Source organism: Sporosarcina sp. D27 (assembly GCF_000586555.1).
Taxonomy (GTDB): Bacteria; Bacillota; Bacilli; order Bacillales_A; family Planococcaceae; genus Sporosarcina.
Window position 1 is genome coordinate 1 of record NZ_AZUC01000015.1, and the last position, 22,319, is coordinate 22,319.

At 41.0% G+C, this 22,319-nt stretch carries 18 protein-coding genes and 1 pseudogene; 8 read left to right on the forward strand and 11 right to left on the reverse strand.

Annotated features, from left to right (window positions below; genetic code table 11):
* Nucleotides 1–100 precede the first annotated feature (100 nt).
* A pseudogene (locus N693_RS18895) lies at nt 101–301 on the forward strand (IS5/IS1182 family transposase); the annotation flags it as partial.
* Between the two features lie 528 nt (nt 302–829).
* Here the strand turns inward: N693_RS18895 and N693_RS0104385 are convergent.
* Nucleotides 830–1,690, reverse strand: a complete 861-nt coding sequence (locus tag N693_RS0104385; protein ID WP_371257545.1) for an NAD(P)-dependent oxidoreductase — start codon at nt 1,688–1,690, stop codon at nt 830–832.
* A 178-nt stretch (nt 1,691–1,868) separates the two neighbouring features.
* A complete protein-coding gene (locus N693_RS0104395) occupies nt 1,869–2,078 on the reverse strand; it encodes an aspartyl-phosphate phosphatase Spo0E family protein (protein ID WP_025783581.1) in 210 nt (69 codons plus the stop codon).
* Between the two features lie 205 nt (nt 2,079–2,283).
* On the opposite strand from N693_RS0104395, the gene N693_RS0104400 reads away from it, so the two are divergent.
* The gene (locus N693_RS0104400; protein ID WP_156028866.1) at nt 2,284–2,490 is read left to right on the forward strand and encodes a DUF2187 family protein; all 207 of its coding nucleotides are present in this window, start codon (nt 2,284–2,286) and stop codon (nt 2,488–2,490) included.
* A 49-nt stretch (nt 2,491–2,539) separates the two neighbouring features.
* The gene (locus N693_RS0104405; protein WP_025783583.1) at nt 2,540–3,265 is read left to right on the forward strand and encodes a hypothetical protein; all 726 of its coding nucleotides are present in this window, start codon (nt 2,540–2,542) and stop codon (nt 3,263–3,265) included.
* A 35-nt stretch (nt 3,266–3,300) separates the two neighbouring features.
* On the opposite strand, the gene N693_RS0104410 is transcribed toward N693_RS0104405, so the two are convergent.
* From N693_RS0104410 to N693_RS0104450, 8 genes are all read right to left on the reverse strand, one after another.
* Nucleotides 3,301–3,753 carry a MarR family winged helix-turn-helix transcriptional regulator gene (locus tag N693_RS0104410; RefSeq protein WP_025783584.1) on the reverse strand — a complete coding sequence of 151 codons (453 nt, stop codon included), beginning with the start codon at nt 3,751–3,753 and terminating at the stop codon, nt 3,301–3,303.
* 91 nt (nt 3,754–3,844) lie between these two features.
* Nucleotides 3,845–5,284, reverse strand: a complete 1,440-nt coding sequence (locus N693_RS19610) for an ATP-binding protein (protein WP_025783585.1) — start codon at nt 5,282–5,284, stop codon at nt 3,845–3,847.
* Nucleotides 5,285–5,508: 224 nt separating this feature from the next.
* Complete coding sequence (locus N693_RS0104420) at nt 5,509–6,858, reverse strand: TrkH family potassium uptake protein (RefSeq protein ID WP_025783586.1); 1,350 nt, start codon at nt 6,856–6,858, stop codon at nt 5,509–5,511.
* Between the two features lie 219 nt (nt 6,859–7,077).
* A complete protein-coding gene (locus tag N693_RS0104425) occupies nt 7,078–7,836 on the reverse strand; it encodes a TerC family protein (RefSeq protein WP_025783587.1) in 759 nt (252 codons plus the stop codon).
* 462 nt (nt 7,837–8,298) lie between these two features.
* Nucleotides 8,299–11,388, reverse strand: coding sequence for an efflux RND transporter permease subunit (locus tag N693_RS0104435; RefSeq protein WP_025783588.1), 3,090 nt, complete (start codon nt 11,386–11,388; stop codon nt 8,299–8,301).
* A 143-nt stretch (nt 11,389–11,531) separates the two neighbouring features.
* The gene (locus tag N693_RS0104440) at nt 11,532–13,106 is read right to left on the reverse strand and encodes a peptide chain release factor 3 (RefSeq protein WP_025783589.1); all 1,575 of its coding nucleotides are present in this window, start codon (nt 13,104–13,106) and stop codon (nt 11,532–11,534) included.
* Between the two features lie 33 nt (nt 13,107–13,139).
* Nucleotides 13,140–14,630, reverse strand: coding sequence for a UDP-N-acetylmuramoyl-L-alanyl-D-glutamate--2,6-diaminopimelate ligase (locus tag N693_RS0104445; protein ID WP_025783590.1), 1,491 nt, complete (start codon nt 14,628–14,630; stop codon nt 13,140–13,142).
* A gap of 144 nt (nt 14,631–14,774) precedes the next feature.
* Entirely contained in the window at nt 14,775–16,163 is a 1,389-nt protein-coding gene (locus N693_RS0104450; RefSeq protein WP_025783591.1) for an aldehyde dehydrogenase, read from the reverse strand.
* A gap of 326 nt (nt 16,164–16,489) precedes the next feature.
* On the opposite strand from N693_RS0104450, the gene N693_RS20365 reads away from it, so the two are divergent.
* The 5 genes from N693_RS20365 to qoxD all read left to right on the forward strand — a co-directional run bounded on the left by N693_RS20365 (nt 16,490) and on the right by qoxD (nt 20,911).
* Complete coding sequence (locus tag N693_RS20365) at nt 16,490–16,633, forward strand: hypothetical protein (RefSeq protein ID WP_172643569.1); 144 nt, start codon at nt 16,490–16,492, stop codon at nt 16,631–16,633.
* 448 nt (nt 16,634–17,081) lie between these two features.
* Nucleotides 17,082–18,020: a cytochrome aa3 quinol oxidase subunit II gene (qoxA, locus tag N693_RS0104460; protein WP_025783592.1), complete on the forward strand. Its 939-nt coding sequence runs from the start codon at nt 17,082–17,084 to the stop codon at nt 18,018–18,020.
* A gap of 63 nt (nt 18,021–18,083) precedes the next feature.
* A complete protein-coding gene (gene qoxB / locus N693_RS0104465; protein WP_025783593.1) occupies nt 18,084–20,033 on the forward strand; it encodes a cytochrome aa3 quinol oxidase subunit I in 1,950 nt (649 codons plus the stop codon).
* Complete coding sequence (qoxC, locus tag N693_RS0104470) at nt 20,023–20,619, forward strand: cytochrome aa3 quinol oxidase subunit III (protein WP_025783594.1); 597 nt, start codon at nt 20,023–20,025, stop codon at nt 20,617–20,619. The genes qoxB and qoxC overlap by 11 nt, the downstream gene beginning before the upstream one ends.
* Before the next feature lies 1 nt (nt 20,620).
* On the forward strand, nt 20,621–20,911 hold the full coding sequence (gene qoxD / locus N693_RS0104475; RefSeq protein ID WP_025783595.1) for a cytochrome aa3 quinol oxidase subunit IV: 291 nt from the start codon (nt 20,621–20,623) through the stop codon (nt 20,909–20,911).
* 283 nt (nt 20,912–21,194) lie between these two features.
* On the opposite strand, the gene N693_RS0104480 is transcribed toward qoxD, so the two are convergent.
* Nucleotides 21,195–22,310 carry an alpha-hydroxy-acid oxidizing protein gene (locus tag N693_RS0104480; RefSeq protein WP_025783596.1) on the reverse strand — a complete coding sequence of 372 codons (1,116 nt, stop codon included), beginning with the start codon at nt 22,308–22,310 and terminating at the stop codon, nt 21,195–21,197.
* Between the last annotated feature and the right edge of the window lie 9 nt (nt 22,311–22,319).

Below are 22,319 nucleotides of genomic sequence, written 5' to 3' on the forward strand. Positions count from 1 at the left end.
TTGCTCAGTCCAGGGTCTTCATGCTTTGCTGATCCCTCCGGAGTCGCCACTCTCCGCTACAATCAACAGGATCCCCCAACTATCAAATGAGGTAATGGAAATGATGATGAAGAATCAAGTTAATGAACGAGAACAGATGGAACTGCTTACGATCAAACAGTTAATTCTGCAAGACCATCTGGTTCGTAAATTAGAGGCAGAAATTGATTTTTCCTTCATTTATCTATTGGTTGCAGATTTATATTCTCTACTCAGGAGACCATGCATAGATCCTGTTGTTCTCAATAAAATGTCATTTATTTAATCCCCTAAACCCACTTAGGATTGTCCGTCGTATACCATGCTTCTCTTTGGATTCGGTAAAACGCGTTCAACTGTCTCTTTAAATTTCCATAGACTTCTTGGATTCCATATAGGTGTCTTAAGTCTTCTGCTACGTCTAGTTAGTCCTGCCAACTGGACATGGAGCCCCAAATTGAATTGTTGGCTGAATGATGTGAATGTGTCCTGGGACATTCAGTTGATTGAAGTGCAGGACGGCGACTCCTGGGGATCAGCGCAGCGCGAAGACCCCACAGGAAAAGCCGTAACGAAGAACGGTTTTTGCGAGCATAAGTGCAACGTTGGGAGCACATCTTTGCTTTCGAAGCGACGAGGAGGCTGAGGGCAAGCCCCCGGAAAGCGACCGTCCGGAACGGAGATCAACGGCCTGTCATCCTTCATTTCCAGAGTCAACGATGCAAAAAGACAAAAGGGATGGAAATCAAATCGATTCTCATCCCTTTTGTCTACAATCTGAGGGACATGCCTAAATTGGCGTGTCCCTTTTTCATTGATAATGTTTGAAGAGAACTTGGGTACCTTTATCACCGTATCCTTTAGCCATAAGGTCCTCATAAAGACGGATTGCTAGCTGTAATCCCGGCAGATCCAGTTCCATGACACTTGCTTCATCAAGTGCAATACGCAGATCCTTAAGGAAATGCTTCGTGTAAAAACCAGGTTCAAAATTCCCAGAAAGCATACGAGGTCCAAGATTTGAAAGGGACCAAGAACCTGCAGCGCCAGGAGTGATGGACTCTAAAACGCGTTCTGGATCCAGTCCTGCTTTTTCGGCATATGCAAGTGCTTCACAAACACCAATCATATTAGTCGCAATGGCAAGCTGATTGCTCATTTTTGTGTGCTGTCCAGCTCCTGCACGACCTTGAAGTACAATTTGACTTCCAAATATCGAAAAAATCGGTTTGACTTGCTCAAATACGGTCTCGTCACCGCCACACATAATCGAAAGCGTTCCATTTTTAGCTCCTACATCTCCGCCAGAAACAGGAGCATCGAGTGAAGTCATTCCTTTTTCAATAGCTGCTCCTTCGATTTTTTTTGCAAGTGCCGGACTAGAAGTCGTCATATCCACAACAATTTGTCCACTTCTTCCATTAGCGAGGATACCATCAACATTTAGATAGATTTCTTCAACGTCGGCAGGCATGCCAACCATCGTAAAGATGATATCTGCTGTTTGTACAGCCTCAGCGACCGTAGAAGCCCACTTAGCTCCTGCCGCAATAAGTGGCTCCGCTTTCCCTTTCGTACGTGTATGTACAGTTACTGGATAGCCAGCTTGAAGCAAATGATCGACAATACTAGATCCCATTACCCCTGTTCCGATAAATGAAATATTTTCCATGTTCATAATCCCCCTTAAAATTAATGACACTATACTAATAATACTCTAAAATAAGCTGCATTTCTTGCTGTGAACAAAAAAGAGACGGTCCTGGGAAAGGACCGTCATCAAAAGGGGGAAATGAGAATGTTGCTGTGTTCAATTGTAGTATCCCCCTTCGTCAGATTTCTAAACACGTTCAGCCAATATTTTCACTTTTAATTTTTACTTTTCTCTCTAAACTACTATTTTTAGCAACGGCGCTCTTTTCATCGTAAGAATAGACATTCAATAAGTGATCCAATTCCACGCTCAGTTTGACCGTCTCATTGGAGGATAGACCTTTTTCCTCTGCAGTCTTCAAGAGTTCCCTGCGAATAAATTCAATTTTATATTCCAGATTATCCATAGAGATCCCTCCCGAAGATTAATTACAAAGCTTAATATATAATAACATAAAGCCAAAACAACTGTGTCAAAACCTTTCGACAATTCGCGACAAACAATTGTCGAAACAATAATAATTTGTACATTCTCTCATTTCATGATACTTTACCTGTATTGCTTTTGTTAAGTATACTAAGATTAATTAGTCGTAAAAGGAGTTGAATCAGATGGAAGAAATGGAAGAATTGAATATTGCAGAAGTTGGAACCATTATTGAATTTAAGGATGGTTTACAGGGGATTGTAGAAAAAGTGAATGAGAACTCGGTTATTGTGAACTTAACGTATATGGAAAACTTCGAGGAACTTGGGCTTGAAGAAAAAACAGTTGTGAACCATAAACGCTACACCATCCTTCATAAAAAAGAAAATTGAAACTTTTATTGCAAATTTGCGTCACATTGAGTAAGGAGGAGATGACCGTATGAAAAACAAAAAATTACTTTACACAGCATTGTCTGCCTCACTATTATTAGCCGCTTGTGGAACGGATACAAGTGAAGAGGACAACGATAAGCAGCCAATTGAAAATACTGATCAAGGTGCTGATACTGGCACAGAAGCATCTGAAGGTACGGAAAGTGAAACTGATGGAGCAGAGGGAACAGATACTACTGACGAGAACGCTTCAAGTGAAGATGAAGCGACGGAAGATGATACAACTAGTGATTCAGAATCAGAAGCGGACAGTAGCGAATCTGATGACGCTACGACGTTAGCAGATGCTGTAGAAACAGAGAGCGATGAGCAATCCTTTAAAATGCAAGTGCTCCCTACTTATGAATTGACGAGTGAAGAGCCAGGACGTGACATTCTTTATGTAAAAGAACATGAAGATAAATATATGGTTATCGGAACAATGCAAGCTTCTGAAACTGATTTTGACAAAGCTGTAGAAAACATGACAGAAACGCTTGCTGCTACAAGCGAAGATGCGTCTCCTGTTGAATTGACAGACGTAGCACAACTTCCAACTAGTAAAGAACTAGAAAAAGTGAAAGCGTATCGTGTAGATTCAGCTGAAGGTCCCATTACAGCAATGATCTTCCAAAAAGGAGAGCTAATCGTTCGGGTCATGATGTATGATAACAACGATGAGAGCTATTATGAAGAATATTTGAAAATGGCTGAAACGATTCAACCAAAATAAGACCACTAACAAAAAGCTGAACAGCAATTTGCTGTTCAGCTTTTTGTTGAGGACAAATCACGAATGGATACTCCCAACTTTTGGAGCAAACTTGTCGCTTGTTCTTGCTCCTCATTAGTCAATGATGAAAGTAAACTAGTAATGTTCTCTGCATGCCCTGGAAACAATGCATCCATTAATTGTTCCCCTTGTGTAGTAATTTCTACATACGTTACGCGTTTGTCGATAGAATTGACTTCTCGTTGTAAGTAACCGTTGGACTCCAGTTTATTAATGACATAGGTCATTGAACCGCTACGCATTAAAATCTTTTCCCCAATTTTTTGGATAGGCTGTTTTCCTTTGTGGTACAACAACTCGAGAACCGCAAACTCCGTCGGATTCAACCCTTTAGAAGAGATCAGTCGATTCGTCTCTTCGTGCAGCACTTTATTCGCCCGTGATAGGACTACAAATAATTTTAGTGCGCGTTCGTTTGCTTTCCCCATAAATTATTCACCTGCTGTTTTCCAATTTGATCTATGAAGATAGTATAGTTGGTTGAATACCAATTCGTCAAAACTGATTCAATATGAATTGTTAATTAGCAGAGGATTGCTCGACTATTACACAACTCTCCAAATAATGTTGTGGAAATACCAATGTGAATGTTGTTCCTTGTTCTGCCACACTTGAAACCGCTACGGCTCCCCCCAAATCTTCCATTGTCTTGAGAACGAAAGGTAGTCCCAGACCTGTTCCTTCTGGTTTAGAGGTGAAAAAAGGCATGAATATATTTTTAATCTGCAATGGAGTCATTCCTTTTCCTGTATCCGTAACAGAAAGAGTAAATGAGGTACCTTCCGCCTTTTCAAGTTTCAGAGTCAAAATCCCTCCGGGTTCCATAGCCTCGAATGCATTTTTAAAAATATTCAAAAGAACTTGTTTGATTTTATCTGCATTAGAATAGATCATCGAGTTGCAAAAAGAAGCATCTTGCCAGTCGATGTGAATCGATTCAAACATTGCTTTCGGCTTCATGATCTCGAGCACTTTCGTAATAAGTACTCCTAAGGAGAACTCAGAAATTTTTTCTTCCGATGGTTTTGATAACATAAGCATTTCATTCAGAATTGCTTCCATCCGTTTTAGCTCGTCGTCCACAACAGACAAATATTTCGCTGTATCTCCTGTTGCAGTCACTTCCATTAACTGCACAAATCCTTTTAACGTCGTCATCGGATTACGGATTTCATGTGCAATACTTGCTGCCATTTGTCCTACTGTTGACAAAGATCCGGAATGATCCAGCTTCCTGCGAAGCATTTCTATCTCTGTACAATCTTGTATTTCCACGATATACAAGTCGCTATCGCTATTATATACGGCATGAATCTCAAAAAATTGAATCGTATTCGGTTCATCTTCAAATCGTTCTCTGATGGTGACTTCTCCAATAGTGCGAAGTGTTTTTATATAGGCCTCATACTGGGCCTCTGCATTCCTCTTTTGCGTGTTGAACTTTCTATACAACGATTGAGCACGTTTTCCAATAACCGCATTCCTAGTTAGGTTAAATAATTCACTAACTCGATTATTGACATCAATAATGTGACCTTCACGATTAACAATCATCGTTAACCTTGAGGCATGCGTAAAGCACCCTAAATAATCAACTATTGGTAGTTCTGTACAAAAAACTGGCAACACAAATGTAACGATAGCTTGTTGTGTTTGGTTTGAATAAAATATATGAGCTTTACATAAACACTCAACATTCTCTTCAGAAACCACGGTGAAATCATCTAATACGATTTCTTTTGTTTCAGTGCATTCTTGCTTAAAGTCATTCCAGCTGCGTAAACCATCTCTTTTAAGTAACGATAAAAAGTTATCATTTTGTCCCAACGAAAACTTTTCACAAAATAAGAAATTTGCCTCAGCAATGACACCATCCATACTGACCAAAATACAAGGGTGACGATTGTCGGTAACGAAAAGTGATCCATAACTATTCACATTTTCTAATTGTTCAAGCATTCTTTACCCTCCCGAGACTGTTTAGACAAGATATGAAATAGCACCATATGTTATAACTTACATAAATAAACGATTCAATGTGTATAATTCAGATTATTCCATATTTCCACAACTCGTTATATAGGCCTTTAGAATTATATTGCACAAATTTTCTTCCATACAAGGTTATTCAAAGAAATATAGAATCATCTAATTGAACATTCAATAAATTCTTTCATTCTAAATTACCCTATAATTACTCGCTCTTTTGGATAACGGAAAGAGGTTTTGTTTACTTTCCCACCTAGTGTGAATAGAAAAGAAATAAGCCCCACTCGCCCAATGAACATGAGCGCCATAATAATGACCTTGCCCGGGACAGATAAATCAGCAGTAATTCCAAGAGACATACCGCACGTTCCGAATGCAGAGGTTATTTCGAACAATAATGCGACCACTGGTACACCCGGCTCCGTGACTAACATTATAAGAAGTGCAGTCATAACCATGAAGCCAGCCAGCAAAATGACGGCATACGAACGAAAAATGTCGACAAGCTTGATACGCCTTTTGAATATGTGAATAACATCTTTCCCTTTTGCAAAGTTAATGAGAAATAGTACAGCGATAGCAAATGTCGTAGTTCGAATTCCCCCACCGACTGAACTTGGGGAGGCACCGATAAACATCAATGAACTGATTACGATATCCGTCGCATCACTAAAGTTAGTAATATCGTATGTTGTTAAACCCGCAGATCGTGCGGAAACAGAGTGAAACAGGGAAGAAAAGATCTTTTCATGCCAAGACATCCCTTTAAAAGAATGAAATGACTCTAAAATATAGATCATCACCGCACCTACTAACAACAGTATTCCAAAAGTAGATGTCGTAATTTTGGTAAATAGTGAAAAACGAAAATGAGGGACCTTTTTTGAAAAGAAACTTTTTACTTCTACAAGAACAGGGAATCCAATAGCTCCTAAAATAATTAACACCATAATAACAAATTGTACAAAATAATCGTTGAAATACGGCAACAAGGAAGCATCTGTGATGTCGAATCCCGCATTTGTTGTTGCAGAAACTGACAAAAACATTCCATTCAGCAGTGCTTCTGAAAAACTATCGTAGAGAGGCATAATGTAAATGGTCAGGACGATTCCACCAATTAGTTCAATCAGAAAAATAATCCGTACAATTTGTTTAATCAATTGTACGACCCCAGCTAGTGAGTACTGATTATGATCTACCATAATGAGCTGTCTTTCTCTTAATCCAATACGTTTTTTTACGAGCAACCAAAAAAACGTACCAATAGACATAATCCCGATTCCGCCTATTTGCAGAACGAGCATTAGCATACATAGTCCGAAAACAGTGTACGTGCCTGCGATACTAATCGGCGTCAGTCCTGTAACGCTGACAGCGCTGACAGATGTAAATAAGCTATCGATAAAAGAAACCTTCACACCGGGTTTATAAACTCCAGGTAGATTCAACAATAGAAAAGAAAATGCGATTGCTAAAAAATAATAAAACACAATTAATTGAGCAGGTGTGAATCTGTGTAAACTATCTCGGTTAAATTTCATTTTGTATCCGATCCTTTCCTTCAGGAGGACATAATCATACCATATTCGAATTTATCCTGTCAGAAAAATTCGGTTCTCTTATAGCTTCGGCTGCTAGTTTCATTTTCAGTCACCTAATTTATCCTCGTTATTAAGATTTACCTAGTAATTATGTACAAGCTAATCAAAAAAACTGTCCACTGCGAGAAACATCTCTCGCGCTGGACAGTTTTAGAATCGTTATTTGGATTTTTTTCTATTACTTGCAACAGCAGTTAAATAACCGCCTAATGCGATGGCTGCAAGGACAGACCAGAAAATAAGTTTCCACGTCAGAGAATGTGGAAATTCTGTATCGAGAATTTGAACATTAGGATGTGCCAGTGTCATTACAGCAAGTTTAACACCTACCCAGCCAACAATAAGGAATGCAGCTGTTTCAAGTGCTGGAAACTTCTCAAGCAATGTTACAAATTGGCGAGCTGCAAATCGAATCATAACGAGACCGATAATTCCACCAACCAGCATGACGGTAAATTGTCCACCATTAATGCCCCCGATATGGAAGTTACCTAGTTCTGGAAGTGTTACCGCAAGTGCTACCGCTGCAAGCATGGAGTCTAGTGCAAACGCAATATCCGCAAGTTCAACTTTTAATACAGTAACCCAGAAACCAGACTCTTTCCGTTTTTTCTTAGTCGGATCCGAACTTTTATGATGTCTTTGGTCGTAAATATTTTTTGCCGAAATATACAATAGGTAGACTGCACCTAGCGCTTGAATTTCCCAATAATTCACAAGGTATGTGATGAAAAACAGAGCTGTAAATCTGAAAACAAATGCCCCTAATAGTCCGTAGAACAATGCTTTCTGTTGTTGTACTTTTGGAAGATGTTTCACCATAACCGCCATAACAACTGCATTATCTGCTGCAAGAAGGCCTTCCAAAACAATTAGTACAAGTAGGACCCACGCGTATTCAAAGAAAATACTTTCCAACAAAAATTCCTCCCTTTTTTTCAATCAAAAAAACCCTCACCTAATAAAAGGCAAAGGTCTCGCTAAGTCGGAATTCGTTAAAAATCCAGCTATCATAACCGATGGCGCTGTATCACCATGTATTGACGACTATGAAATAGGTTTCCCTATAGCTACTCCCCTTTGACAAACGTCAAAGACATTCAGTTGTTGGGTACTTTTCTCCCTCTATTATACTAATCATCAGCTGTTCTGTAAACTAAACATCCGCTTTTTCAAAAAAGTTTCTTCTCGATGTTTTAGTTTCGACACAATCGATACCAATCGGGAGAATCGTATTTTGTAGCTGCTGTTTTTTCAAATAAAACATTCCTTTGCAGATACTCACATTATATGAGAAATCGGTACATTCTATGAATGATTGTCCTATTCATACCATACAAAAAAGCAGAGGGATCTTCTCCTCTGCTTTTAAGTCAACTTCTATAGATCATTTTGGTTATCCACAGATGTTGTGGGTCGTGCACGTCTTCTTGTTTCTTTATCGAAGAGACTATAAATAATCGGTACGATGAAGAGTGTCAAGAACGTGGAGCTGATGAGTCCACCAATCACGGCAATTCCCATCGGTTGGTTTATTTCTGTACCTTCACCAATACCAAGTGCAAGTGGTAACAGGCCAAGAATTGTCGTTAGAGCTGTCATAAGAATCGGACGCACACGGTTTTTAACCGAGATGACGATTGCATCATACGATTTCATACCAGCAGCCTTTTGCTGGTTAATGTAGTCCACAAGAACAATCCCGTTGTTCACGACGATTCCTACTAATACAAGAATACCAATGATCGAAGTGACACTTATAGGAGTGTTCGTCACAAACAAACCAATCGCGACACCAATCACCATCAACGGAACAGAGAACATGATAACAAATGGGTATTTAAACGACTCAAATTGAGCTGCCATAACAATGTAAACGAGAACTACTGCAAGTATAAGTGCTAGCATCATATCGTTTGCTGCACTCTCAAAGAGTTCACGGTCTCCACTGTAGGACATCTTCACTTCATCCGGCAACTTGAGTTCATCAATAGTATCGTTCACGGATTTCGTCATCTCTCCAAGTGATTTATCATTTTCATACTTCACATCGTATGAAACAGAGTGTGCTTGGTCAACACGTTGAATAGCAACAGGACCTTCAGCAATATCGATTTTCGCAATCTGCCCTAACTTAACAAACTGTCCTGTTGGTGTACGAAGCTTAATCTTTCGTAACGCTCCGGTGTCTTTATAAAACTTTTTGTCATACTGGACTTTTACCGTCAACACTTGATCATTTTCATCGACGATTTGAGTTGCAAATGTACCTCGTGTAACGTCTGTAATCGTTTGAGCTACTTGATAAGGAGCCAAACCAAAATTCGCGGCTAACTTTGGATCAACGGTGACTTGGACTTCCTCAACTGTATCCATTAAGTTATTAGAGACATCTGTTACACCATCTAACTTTTTGAGAGCAGCATCTATCTTTTCAGTTGCCTCATTTAACCGGGATTCGTTTGTATCTTCAATTGCAAATGTCAACGTATTCGGATTAGAACCTGCAGCAGCTTGTACGTTAAAGCTAATCTCAGCAGTATCCCCAATCGCTTTTTCGACTTTCGGCTTTACATCATCCATAAAATCGAATACGGAGCGCTCTCGATCTGCTAGCGGTTTCAGCTTTACATACATTTCAGCTGTATCCGCTTGAGAACCACCTTGTGCCATAGACTGCTGCGTTCCACCGACTAGACTGACATATACGTCGACATCTTTTTGTTCTTTCAACACATCTTCTACTTTTTTAACTGCTGCATTCGTTGTTTCTAGTGAAGATCCATTTGGAAGTTCAACATTAATGCTGAAGAAACCTTCATCAGTAGACGGTAAAAATTCCGTCCCGACTTTAAACAAACCAAATGCACTAGCGCCAAGTAAAACTACCGTCATGACTAGAATAAGGAACCGATGACCTAAAGACCATTTGATGGACTTCTCGAATGTACTGAGTGTTTTCGAGCGTCGTCTACGTGCTTCTACATTGCGACGTGGTTTACGTAACATGCGACTCGCCATCATTGGCACAACAGTCAATGCAACAACTAATGATGCAAATAAACTAAATGAGATCGTCAACGCAAATTGAGTAAAGATTTGTCCGATCAATCCACTAATGAAAATGACTGGAACGAAAACAGCCAATGTCGTCAAAGTGGATGCAATGATCGCCCCACTGATTTCTTTAGCCCCTTCGCTTGCTGCAACTTTTCGGTCTTTCCCCATAGCAAGGTGCCGTTCAATATTTTCAATCACGACAATGGAATTATCCACTAGCATTCCGATACCGAGGGCTAACGCACCTAACGTCATAATGTTGAGTGAGAAGTCCGCAAAGAACATTAGCACGAATGTCACAACAACAGAATAAGGAATCGCAACACCAATAATAATCGGACTTCTAATTCCCCGTAGGAAGAAGAAAAGAACGATCATGGCGAAGAGACCACCAAGTATGAGTGATTGACCTATGTTATTAATGGCCAATTTTACGTAATCACCTTGGTCAAATAATATATCCGCTTCGACGTCCTTAAATTGTTTTTCGTCTAACATCCGATCTAATGATTGTTTGAAAGACTTGGACACTTCAGCAGTATTCGCTCCCGATTCCTGGAGGACAGAGAGTAACACGGCTTGTTGATCATTTGCACGAGTTAACGTGCCACTATTTGCTTCTGTGCGGGTGACAGTTGCGACATCTTTTACATGCAATCGCTTACCAGTCACAGGATTTGGACCAATAATGACGTTTTTCACATCATCAGCTGAATTGAGGGTACTGATAATACGCGTCGTAAGTTGTTTGCCACCAGAGGCACTCACTGGCTCACCTGGCATCGTTACGTTCGAAGCTTGAACTGCTTGCAACACGTCAGCTTGAGTGAGCCCGTTCTTTTCAAGCTTACTCTCATCTAATACAATTTGAATTTCTTCGACAAGCTTACCAGATACGCTGACACTCGCGACACCATCAGTTTGCCGTAATTCTGTTTCCAATTCTTCTGCAATCTTCCGTATGTCCACCTCTTCAGAATCTGTTTTAAGTGCAAGTTGAATGACCGGGAATTGAGAAGGATCAAACTTCATGAAACGAGGTTTATCCGCACCTTCAGGTATAGGAACCTGGTCGATTCGCTGCAAAATGTCGAGCTGAACATCGTCGATATCAGCAGACCAATCAAACATCATGAAGACTAAGGTAGCACCTTCTTGTGAAGTGGATTGCAAGGACTTTAACCCAGGTGCTGTGGAGAGACTTTCTTCTAGCGGTTTTGTTAGCTTTTCGCTTACTTCTGTTGGAGATGCGCCCCCATAATTCGCAACGACCACTGCGACTGGTGGGTTTAAATCTGGTATGAGCGTAACGGGTATTTTTAGAAAAGATACGGCCCCGAGAATAATAATTAAAAACATCGTGACAATCGTAAATACCGGGCGTTTAATCGAAAAATCGCTTATTTTCATGTGCGCGTCCCCTTTTGTCTTAAATACAATACTTTCATCATATGCAATGCGTCGCTTGAGTTCAAACAGAACGTTCGAAAATTTAATGATAGTAAAAAAACTCGTACACAAATAGGTAACGAGTTTTTAATGTGGGCTACTGCTTATAACAAACTATATAAACGAATATCCGGGAACTTGTCACCGAACCAACGCATTGCAAAGTCGTTTTCAAATAGGAAGACTAAGTTATCGAAACGGTCTTTTACGAGCATAGAGCGTGGACCAGTCATAGATTCCTTTACGTCTGCTTCGTTTTCAATCCACCGCGCAACTTTAGAGCCGATGTGCTCCATTTGGACTTCGACATTATATTCATTTTTCATACGATGCTCGAACACTTCAAATTGAAGCTGACCTACTGCACCAAGTATGACTTCTTCAGTATGAAGTGTCTTGTAATACTGAATAGCGCCTTCTTGAACGAGCTGTAAAATCCCTTTATGGAAGTGTTTCGACTTCATAACATTCTTTGCCGTAACTTTAACGAATAATTCTGGGTTGAACTGTGGCAACGCTTCAAATTGGTATGTGGACTTACCGCCAACAACAGTATCTCCAATCTGATAGTTCCCTGTGTCATACAATCCGATAATATCGCCTGCTACCGCTTCATTCACTGTCTCACGATCATCTGCAAGAAACTGAGTGGTTTGTGATAACTTTACCGTTTTCCCAATACGAGGTATGTTTACAGACATTCCTCTTTCAAACGAACCAGACACAATTCGAACGAACGCAATCCGGTCCCGATGGGCTGGGTTCATATTTGCTTGAATCTTGAAGATGAATCCTGAGAATTCATCTGTCATTGGGTCTACATATTGTTCGTTTTCTGTTATTCGTGGTTGCGGTGAAGGAGCAAAGTTCAAAAAGGTTTCCAAAAATGTCTGGACACCAAAGTTTGTCAAGGCACTTCCGAAAAACACAGGTGTAAGCTCACCCTTGGCTACGCGACTTTCATCAAAAGAATTCCCTGCTTCTTCTAACAAAAGTGCATCTTCCACTGCTTGTTTGTAATAAGAAGTTTCCATCATTGGATGGGGCTTAGCCAGTTGTCCTTCGTCGTCTAACTCAAGATACTTATCTTCCCCTTCAACTCGGGCTTGTTCAATACGATTATTGTAGCGATCGTAAATCCCCATGAATTCTTTCCCCATACCGATCGGCCAGTTCATTGCGTAGGACTCAATGCCGAGAACTTCTTCTAGCTCTTCCATTAACTCAAGTGGTTCTTTACCTTGTCGATCCATTTTGTTCATAAACGTGAAAATGGGTATACCACGCATACGACAAACTTTGAAGAGCTTGATAGTTTGAGGCTCGATCCCTTTTGCTGAGTCGACCATCATAACAGCTGCATCGACCGCCATAAGCGTTCGATAGGTATCCTCACTAAAGTCTTCGTGTCCCGGTGTATCGAGAATGTTAACCCGTTTTCCGTCGTAATCGAATTGTAAAACAGAAGAGGTCACAGAAATACCACGTTGTTTTTCAATTTCCATCCAGTCGGACGTTGCATACTTTCCACTTTTCTTTCCCTTAACTGTCCCAGCATCCCGGATGGCGCCACCGAAATAGAGCAGTTTTTCTGTCATCGTCGTCTTCCCGGCATCTGGGTGAGAGATGATGGCAAACGTTCGTCTTGAAGCAATTTCTTCTTGCATATTTTTAGTCATTTCCTTATTCTCCTTCGTATATGAGCCCGACATTTAGCTGCCGATTATGCCTTTACCAAATTTCTTTTCCGCCTCTTCAAGTGCAATTGTTGCATCCGAATGCGGATATTTTGTTGAGCCGATAATTTGATAATCTTCATGTCCTTTACCTGCGAAGATAATAATATCGCCTTCATCAGCAACTTCAATCGCATGTCGCACGGCAACTTCGCGATCTCCTATACATGCAAACTGCTGATGAGTCATTCCTGCTGCAAGTTCAGATGTTATGGAGTCATATGGTTCGTCTCTCGGATCATCAGTGGTTAAAATCACGTAATCCGCAGAGGAAGCTTTTTCAGCCATCACAGGACGTTTCTTCCGATCCCTGTTCCCTCCTGTGCCAATGACAAAGATAAGTTTCGATTCTGCTGATTTATACGGCAGTACAGCATCAATCGCTTTTTCTATCGCATCAGCAGAATGGGCATAGTCCACGTATATTGTTAAAGGCAGTTCAGTTTCCACTCGTTCCATTCGGCCTTTAATAGGTGCCAGATAACGGAGTGGCGCTAAGATATCGGGGATTGCAAGTCCTTTTGCATAGAGTGCAGTAATCGCAGCAAGAGCATTGGATACACTAAATTCACCAATCATTCGCATGTCTACTTCCCATTCACCTTCTGGCGAGTGTAGCGTAAACGAGCTCCCATCTGTTCGAAGGTCTATATTTGAAGCAGAGAACATTGCATCCGCATGAATTCCGTAAGTTAGCACAGGATAGGATGTCATCTCCTTCATCTTAGTGTGCCACTTATCATCTGCGTTCAACACAGCAACTTTTTGTTGTTGTAAGTCTTGCCCAAGCTGAGCAAACAGAAGACCTTTCGCATTGCCATAGTTCTCCATCGTTCCGTGGAAATCCAAATGATCGTGTGTCAAGTTCGTGAAAACGGCAATATCAAATTCTGTTCCCGCTAACCGTCCCTCTATGAGACCATGAGAAGAAACTTCCATCGTCATCGTGTCGCAACCTTCTTCTGCTGCTCGTGCAATCATCTTTTGTGTTGTCAACACGTCCGTCGTTGTATTTTCCGTTTCATACAATACTCCATCCAAGTTGAACCCGATTGTCCCTGAGACAGCTGAACGTTCACCAGCTCCCATTAGGATGCCGTGAATGATATTACTTACACTTGTTTTTCCGTTTGTCCCAGTTACCCCGATCATTTTCATTCGTTTGGAAGGATAACCACACCAAGCAGAAGCGAGTAAGCTAATTGCTCTAGAAGTGCTTTCTACGTATACCACAGCCACTTTTTCAAGATCGACTTCTATTGGTTTGGAGGCGATGATAACCCGTGCACCTAATTCGACTGCTTGTCTAACATATTGGTGTCCATCTACTGTAAAGCCTTCAATACAGACAAATACTCCTCCTGCACTGACAGCTCGAGAGTCTGTTGTTAAATCTGTTACTTGTTCAGGTAGTACCCCTACCTCACGTTTAACTGGCAAAACCGCCAATAATTGTTTTGTATTCATTGTACTCCTCCGTTCAGCCGTACCTTACAGTGGTCCATTTTCGATTTTCGACCACCTGCTTTTTTTAGGCAATACATTCATTATACGTTTTTTTTGTTGCTACGTCATGGTTGAATTAACGAATCAAAAGAAAAACCACTGATCTTAACGAATCAGCGGTTTAATGTATTTCAGCTTATTACCGTATGGAGGAAAAGCAGCTCTCATTGGAATCGCAGTACTACGATTCATCATAGCTTTTTCATGAGTGAAGACGTCAAAGCTTGCTTTTCCATGATAATTACCTTGTCCGGACGATCCCACTCCTCCGAATGGCATGTGAATGTTGCCAACATGAGAAATTGTATCATTGATACATCCTCCTCCAAAAGGCAACTGTTCTGTGAAGTATGTAGCAGCTTCCTCATTTTCAGTGAACATATAACCAGCAAGTGGTTTTGGCATTTTACGAATTTGATGCAGCAATGCACCTAAGTTTTCATACTCAAGTACTGGCAAGATTGGTCCGAACAATTCATCTTCCATAGAAGGGCTGTCAAAATGAATACCTTCTAGGACGGTCGGTTCGATATATAAGTCTGCTCTGTCAGTGTTTCCACCACTACTTACAACATGTTGCTCTCTTTTAAGAATAGTTTGGAGACGATCGAATTGTTTCTCATTTATGATCCGACCGTAGTCCTTGCTTAAGGACGCATCTTTTCCATAAAAACGTCGAATGGCCTTTTTAATCTCTTTTAACAGTGGTTCCTTAATCGTCTTATGTGCCATTACATAATCTGGCGCAACACACGTTTGACCCGCATTCGAGAACTTCCCCCATACTATCCGTTCAGCAGCAATTTTTAAATTAGCTGTCTGATCTACAATCGCAGGACTCTTACCGCCTAGTTCAAGTGTTACAGGGGTTAGACGTTCAGATGCCGCTTTCATAACAATTTTGCCTACCGTGACACTGCCTGTAAAGAAAATTGAATCAAACGGAGCATGTATCAAGGCTGAAGTTTCTTCTTTTGCGCCTTCTACAACTCGAACATATTCGGGTGGAAATTGCTGTTCTAGAATTTTTCTAACAACAGCAGCAGTATGAGGTGCTGCTTCAGATGGTTTTGCAACTACACAGTTTCCAGCTGCTATTGCACCTACTATTGGTTCCATGATTAGTTGAAACGGATAATTGAACGGTCCAATTACTAAAACCGATCCAAACGGCTCTCGGATAACATAACTTTTCCCAGGCTGTAAATAGAGTGGTGTTTTCGCTGTTTCCGGTTCCATCCATTCAGCTAAATGTTTCAACACGTGACCAATACTTGAAAGAACAAATCCGATTTCAGTTACATATGCTTCAAAAGAATTTTTCCGCAAGTCCCGGTAGAGCGCTTTTTCGATTTCTTGTTCATTTGCTTGAATCGCTTCTTTTAAGCGGATTAGCATTTCTTTTCTAAATTCAATAGAACGAGTTGCCCCTGTAAAATAAAAATTATGTTGGCGCTCAATTATTGATTCTACGTCTTTAGATGTAAAGTTCATGGACGTTCCTCCTCTTAAGCGGTTTCTTCTATCTTAACTACCTTTAGAGTGTTACGCAAAAATCCAAACTGCTCAATATCAAAAAGTTATTTAAAAGTCAATCATTCAAAAGGATCTGTTTTTGTTATCATTAATTCCGACAAAATACGCAGGTTAGCAACGCCTGTCGATTCATATACTAACCACATCAGGCAGTTCTACAAAATTGGAATTTCGTAGCAGGACTATCGGAGCCTTTTTTCAGAACAACGTTTTGAGCCAAACAGAGTTTGGGTAAAGAGTGTATAACAAGCAACCAACCACATTCTTTAAGGGAGGAACTAATGATGACAACAACTGATACTTGGTGGGAAACAATTTTTGAAGGTAATTTAGCTGCTGGCTTGAATAAGGAACGTATAAACGAATTAGACGAAGAGCACTTCCTATATTTTAGAGATGAAGAACTCACTCACGAGGTCGTCAACTGATTTTGAAGACGAATCTCGCCCAACAGACTTTTCAAAACGACGGTGGTACATAAAACAGCTTTTCTTTTGCGGAACGCGAAAAGAAAAGCTGTTTTTGTTTGCCTAAAAATGGACATCCTTGTTACTTCTATAATCCTCATAACTCTCCGACTTGCCTAAAAAACCCTATATTTCTAATAACTTTATCAAACAAATTATAAATAATCTTACACCCATTTAATAGGTGATGCAAATTGTTCGCTCATGAATTTGAACAGATAAGAACCTTTTGTGACATACTCACTTGAGCATTGTAATCTTGGTTTCACGGTACTATTATAAAGTTCGCACGGAAGTCGTTTACATTTTCATGAAAAATACAGACCGCTTTTAATTATTCGAATATATTTTAACGGTCAATTATATCGACTTCCATTGTCACCATTTCACCCTTGAGAGGAGTTCTATCATGAAAAAAAAGTGGATAGCACTAACGCTATTTTCTATTACAGCCATTTTGCTTGCCGGTTGTGACAACCCACTGCTCATATTAGATCCAAAAGGTCCGCAAGCTAGGACATTATCGAGCACAATCCTGTTTTCTATCGCAATGATGGCAGGCATCCTTCTCGTCGTCTATGTACTTTATACAGTTGTTCTTTTGAAGTATCGTGCTTCAAAACTAGATGACGATTACGAACCACCACACGAAGAAGGAAACAAATGGTTAGAAATCATTTGGACAGCGATTCCGGTCGTCATCGTAATAATTCTTTCCGTTGTTACCGTGTCTACCACTAGTACAGTGGAGCAAAAATCTGTCGCTTATGCCGATGAAAAGCCAATTGTCATCTACGCTTCTTCCTCCAACTGGAAATGGCATTTCAGTTACCCAGAAGAGGGAATCGAAACTGTAAACTATGTGAATTTCCCAGCAGACCGCCCAATTGAGTTCCGACTTTATTCATTCGGACCGATTACAAGTTTTTGGATTCCACAACTTGCTGGTCAAAAGTATGCGATGAGTGACATGGTGAATACCATCCATATGTCTGCAGATGTCCCTGGATCATTTATAGGGAAAAACTCGAACTTCAGTGGTGAAGGTTTTGCCAAAATGGAATTTGAAGCTCAATCACTGTCAGATGCAGATTACAAGGAATGGGTGAACGATGTGAAAACAACTGCCCCTAAGCTAACAGAAGATGAGTTCGACGATTTGTTAGAAGCTGAACACGTCGGTCGTAAGACTTATTCTTCTAACCACCTTGAATTCAAACCCGCTCCTGAAGGGGAAAATAGTGGACATCATCACGGTGGATCTACATCAACTGATGATCAACATGAAGATATGGATATGGATATGGATATGGATATGGATATGGATATGGATCATGATGCGCACTAAGTGCATGCAGTGCAACTTCAACCTTCCATTCACATACTTAACAAACGAAAGGAGTTCAACGATATGAAATGGGACGAATTTTTCGTAACCGGAGAACCGATGATTTACGCAGCAATGGTAAGTATTGTTGTTGTATCTCTTGCGATCCCGATTGCGCTCACATACTTTAAAAAGTGGAACTGGCTTTGGATGAACTGGTTAACTACAGTTGACCATAAGAAAATCGGAGTCATGTACATTCTCTCTGCACTTCTCATGTTATTCCGTGGAGGCGTCGATGCACTCTTAATGCGTGGTCAGACAGCCATTCCTGATAACGGATTGCTTGACGGTCAACATTACAATGAAATCTTTACAACACACGGGGTTATTATGATCCTGTTCATGGCAATGCCATTCATCATCGGATTAATGAACGTCGTCATTCCGCTACAAATCGGAGCACGCGATGTTGCATTTCCTCGATTGAACGCAATCAGCTTCTGGTTATTCTTTGCTGGTGCGATGCTGTTCAACATTTCGTTCGTCATCGGTGGTTCACCGGATGCCGGATGGTCTGCGTACTTCCCACTTGCGAGTCTGGAGTTCAGTCCGACAGTCGGGAATAACTATTATTCGCTCGCGTTGCAAATTGCCGGAATTGGTACCCTGTTAACAGGTATTAACTTCTTGGTGACGATTCTCAAAATGCGTGCACCTGGTATGACACTCATGAAAATGCCGATGTTTACATGGTCTGTTTTGATCACAAACGTCATTATTGTCTTTGCATTCCCTGTTTTGACAGTTGCACTTGCATTGATGACACTCGATCGTCAGTTTGGCACACAGTTCTTCGCCATGCAAAGTGGTGGTATGGACATGCTTTGGGCGAACCTGTTCTGGGTTTGGGGACATCCTGAAGTGTATATTGTTATTTTGCCAGCCTTCGGTATTTACAGTGAAATCATCTCAGCATTTGCACGTAAAAACCTCTACGGCTATAAATCGATGGTTGTCAGTATGGTTGCAATTTCGCTACTATCCTTCGTCGTTTGGGCCCATCACTTCTATACAATGGGCCACGGCGTTATGGTCAATAGTGTGTTCTCAATTACAACGATGGCCATCGCGATTCCAACCGGTGTGAAAATATTCAACTGGTTATTCACGTTACGTAAAGGGAAGATCAGCTTTACGACACCTATGTTGTATTCACTTGCCTTCATTCCAATCTTCACCATTGGTGGGGTAACAGGTGTCATGCTTGCTATGGCGAGTGCCGACTATCAGTATCACAATACAATGTTCTTAGTTGCCCACTTCCACTATGTACTTATACCAGGTACGGTGTTTGCGGTCATTGCCGGGTTCCATTTCTGGTTCCCTAAAGTGTTTGGTTTCATGTTAAATGAAAAGCTTGGAAAGCTGTCATTCTGGTTTATCACAATCAGCTTTAACGTGACGTTCTTCCCGCTCTTCATTCTCGGATTAAACGGAATGACACGTCGGATGTATACGTATTCAGAAAGCACTGGATACGGACCACTTAACATGTTATCCATGGTCGGTGCGGTCGGTCTTGCGATCGGTTTCATCATCCTTGTATACAACATTTACTGGAGTGTTCGTTACAGTCCTCGGGATATAGACCAAGATCCATGGGATGCTCGTTCACTTGAATGGAGTACACATAGCCCGGTACCTGAATATAACTTTGCATTGATCCCAACTGTGAATAAATTGGATGCTCACTGGTTTGCGAAGAAAGAAGGAAAACCACTCGCAACTGGAAAGTATGAGCCAATCCATATGCCGAATAATAGCGGTCTGCCTGTCATTATGGGTGCACTGTTCTTCTTCTGGGGCTTCTTCATGGTATTCAGTTGGTGGATCCCTGCGATTGTCTTTGGAGTTTTGATTTTAGGAACACTTGCGTATCGATCATTCGAAAAGGATCACGGACGTTACATTTCTGTTGAAGAAATTGAACGCACAGAAAACGCATTGCGAGGTGCACAGCATGAAAATTGATCACTCAGTACCTATGGAATATAGTACCGATGAAAATAAAATGAAGATCCTTGGTTTCTGGATCTTCTTGGGGGCGGAAATCGCCCTCTTCTCCACTTTGTTTGCGGTGTACTTTACATTACAAGGCAATACAAATGTCGGACCTTCTGCATCTGATTTGTTCCATCTAAGTCCGGTCATGATTGAAACGATTCTTCTCTTGTCAAGTAGTTTCACGATAGGTCTCGGTGTACATGCGATGCGACTTGGCTTGAAGAAACCGATGATGACATTCTTCGGTATTACTTTAGCGCTTGGTGCTGCATTCCTGGGTGTAGAAGTTTATGAATTCGTAACGTATGTTGGTGAAGGTGCAACGATTCAAACAAGCGGATTCTTATCTGCCCTCTTCACTCTTCTCGGAACGCACGGATTGCACGTAACATTCGGTCTCCTTTGGGGCGGCTCGATTTTACTACAAATTAAAAAGCGTGGCTTTACGCCGGAAACTGCGAATAAGTCATTCATCTTCTCTTTGTATTGGCACTTTCTTGACGTTGTTTGGATCTTCATCTTCAGCTTCGTCTACTTGAAAGGACTGATGTAAGATGAAACAACTTTTTCCAGCACAGCACGTTATGGGATTCTTATTCTCCCTGTTACTATCACTTGTAGCACTTGTAGCAGTACTTTTTGACTTATCATTTACTGCAGGAATGACGATTCTCGTTGTTACAGCTCTTGTACAAGCAGGATTGCAACTGTTCCTGTTCATGCACGTGAAAGAAAATGCAGAGAGCAAGACGCTGTATTTAAATATCCTCTACGCCTTGTTTGTAGGACTAGTCACGATTTTCGGGACATTGTTCGCAATGCGTTGGGGCTATATGGTGAAATAAAGTTAATATAAAAAAAGAAGCTGCCTCAAAAGGTCATGAATTGACTTTTTGGGACAGCTTTTTAAATTGGTTAATTATTATGGGAGATTAGACGGTGATGATTTTCGTTTCAGATGGACGCGGGCCAACAGGATGTAGGTCATGCAACCGTTGCCGCACGACGCGGCGAACTTAGGTTGTTTCCATTTGAATCCCTCCGGAGTCGCCTTCTTCCACTTCAATCAACGGAGCTTCTATTATTTAGCGACTTCGCTAATCTTTGATCGTATAAAAGACTTCTCATCTAACCCTTAAAGAGAAAATCAGAATCGATTTCTAAAATTGTTCGGACTCCTGCTAACGCCATGGAGATTTCAAGTTCGTGGAGAATTTTCTGGACTACTTGTTTTACTCCTTCTTCTCCACTAATAGCTAGTCCATAGATGAGTGGACGACCTAATAAAACTGCGTCTGCACCTAGTGCGAGTGCTTTGAATACATCGCCCCCTGTTCGGATTCCACTATCTAGTAAAATTGGAATACGGTCTTGTACGATTTGTTTTATATCGGGTAAGGCATCTAATGAAGCAATGCAGTGGTCTAACTGTCTTCCGCCATGATTAGAGACGATAATACCATCTATATTGTGCTCAAGGGCTAACTTTGCATCTTCAGGATGTAAAATCCCTTTCACCAAAATCGGTAAATTCGTCATCTCCCGAACTTTCTTGAGCTCATTCCAATCGAGTCCTGGCTGGTCGATGATGTCAATTTGTTTTTGTAAAGCCGCTTCCATATCTTCATCAGGTGAACGATCTAGTAATGCACAAAATGCGGGGTCAGTTAGATAATTCCCACACCCGTCTCCTTCTTCTAATGGGGAATATTGATTGTGAGCATCCGTTTCACGAATGCCCAATACCGGGGTGTCTACAGTGACGACAATTGCAGAATATCCATTCGCTTCAGCTCGCTGCACGAGGCTCCTTGTTACCGAATCCTCAAGCGAACAATAGAGCTGAAACCAACGTGAACCATCCCCTAACTCATTCGCAATCTCTTCCATCGAAAAAGATGATGCACTGCTGACGACAAATGGGATATTTACTGCTTTAGCTGCTCTTGCTGAGGCTAATTCTCCTTCCGGGTGAGCAATACGTTGTACTCCAATAGGCGCGAATAGAATCGGCGAAGACAGCTTTTCATTGAAAACAGTACACGACAGATCTACTTTGGTAACATTTCGCAAAACGCGCGGCCTGATTTTCCAATTTGAAAAGACTTGAAGGTTCTCTTTCATTGTAGCTTCACTGCCCGCACCTCGAGCAATGTAGTCGAATGCTTCTCTGCGAGTTTTTTCGTATGCTTTTCGTTCTAACACGTTTTCAAACACAGGTTGTATTTCTGCTGCTGTGATCATTTCCTCACT

Bases quoted from the DNA above. Each gene is read 5' to 3' on its own strand.
- N693_RS0104400 (WP_156028866.1), top strand. From the start codon at position 2,284: ATGGAAGAAATGGAAGAATTGAATATTGCAGAAGTTGGAACCATTATT.
- N693_RS20365 (WP_172643569.1), top strand. From the start codon at position 16,490: ATGACAACAACTGATACTTGGTGGGAAACAATTTTTGAAGGTAATTTA.
- N693_RS0104450 (WP_025783591.1), bottom strand. From the start codon at position 16,163: ATGAACTTTACATCTAAAGACGTAGAATCAATAATTGAGCGCCAACAT.
- N693_RS0104445 (WP_025783590.1), bottom strand. From the start codon at position 14,630: ATGAATACAAAACAATTATTGGCGGTTTTGCCAGTTAAACGTGAGGTA.
- qoxB (WP_025783593.1), top strand. From the start codon at position 18,084: ATGAAATGGGACGAATTTTTCGTAACCGGAGAACCGATGATTTACGCA.
- qoxC (WP_025783594.1), top strand. From the start codon at position 20,023: ATGAAAATTGATCACTCAGTACCTATGGAATATAGTACCGATGAAAAT.
- N693_RS0104440 (WP_025783589.1), bottom strand. From the start codon at position 13,106: ATGACTAAAAATATGCAAGAAGAAATTGCTTCAAGACGAACGTTTGCC.
- N693_RS0104410 (WP_025783584.1), bottom strand. From the start codon at position 3,753: ATGGGGAAAGCAAACGAACGCGCACTAAAATTATTTGTAGTCCTATCA.
- N693_RS0104395 (WP_025783581.1), bottom strand. From the start codon at position 2,078: ATGGATAATCTGGAATATAAAATTGAATTTATTCGCAGGGAACTCTTG.
- N693_RS0104420 (WP_025783586.1), bottom strand. From the start codon at position 6,858: ATGAAATTTAACCGAGATAGTTTACACAGATTCACACCTGCTCAATTA.
- N693_RS0104405 (WP_025783583.1), top strand. From the start codon at position 2,540: ATGAAAAACAAAAAATTACTTTACACAGCATTGTCTGCCTCACTATTA.
- qoxD (WP_025783595.1), top strand. From the start codon at position 20,621: ATGAAACAACTTTTTCCAGCACAGCACGTTATGGGATTCTTATTCTCC.
- N693_RS0104435 (WP_025783588.1), bottom strand. From the start codon at position 11,388: ATGAAAATAAGCGATTTTTCGATTAAACGCCCGGTATTTACGATTGTC.
- N693_RS19610 (WP_025783585.1), bottom strand. From the start codon at position 5,284: ATGCTTGAACAATTAGAAAATGTGAATAGTTATGGATCACTTTTCGTT.
- N693_RS0104480 (WP_025783596.1), bottom strand. From the start codon at position 22,310: ATGATCACAGCAGCAGAAATACAACCTGTGTTTGAAAACGTGTTAGAA.
- N693_RS0104385 (WP_371257545.1), bottom strand. From the start codon at position 1,690: ATGGAAAATATTTCATTTATCGGAACAGGGGTAATGGGATCTAGTATT.
- qoxA (WP_025783592.1), top strand. From the start codon at position 17,082: ATGAAAAAAAAGTGGATAGCACTAACGCTATTTTCTATTACAGCCATT.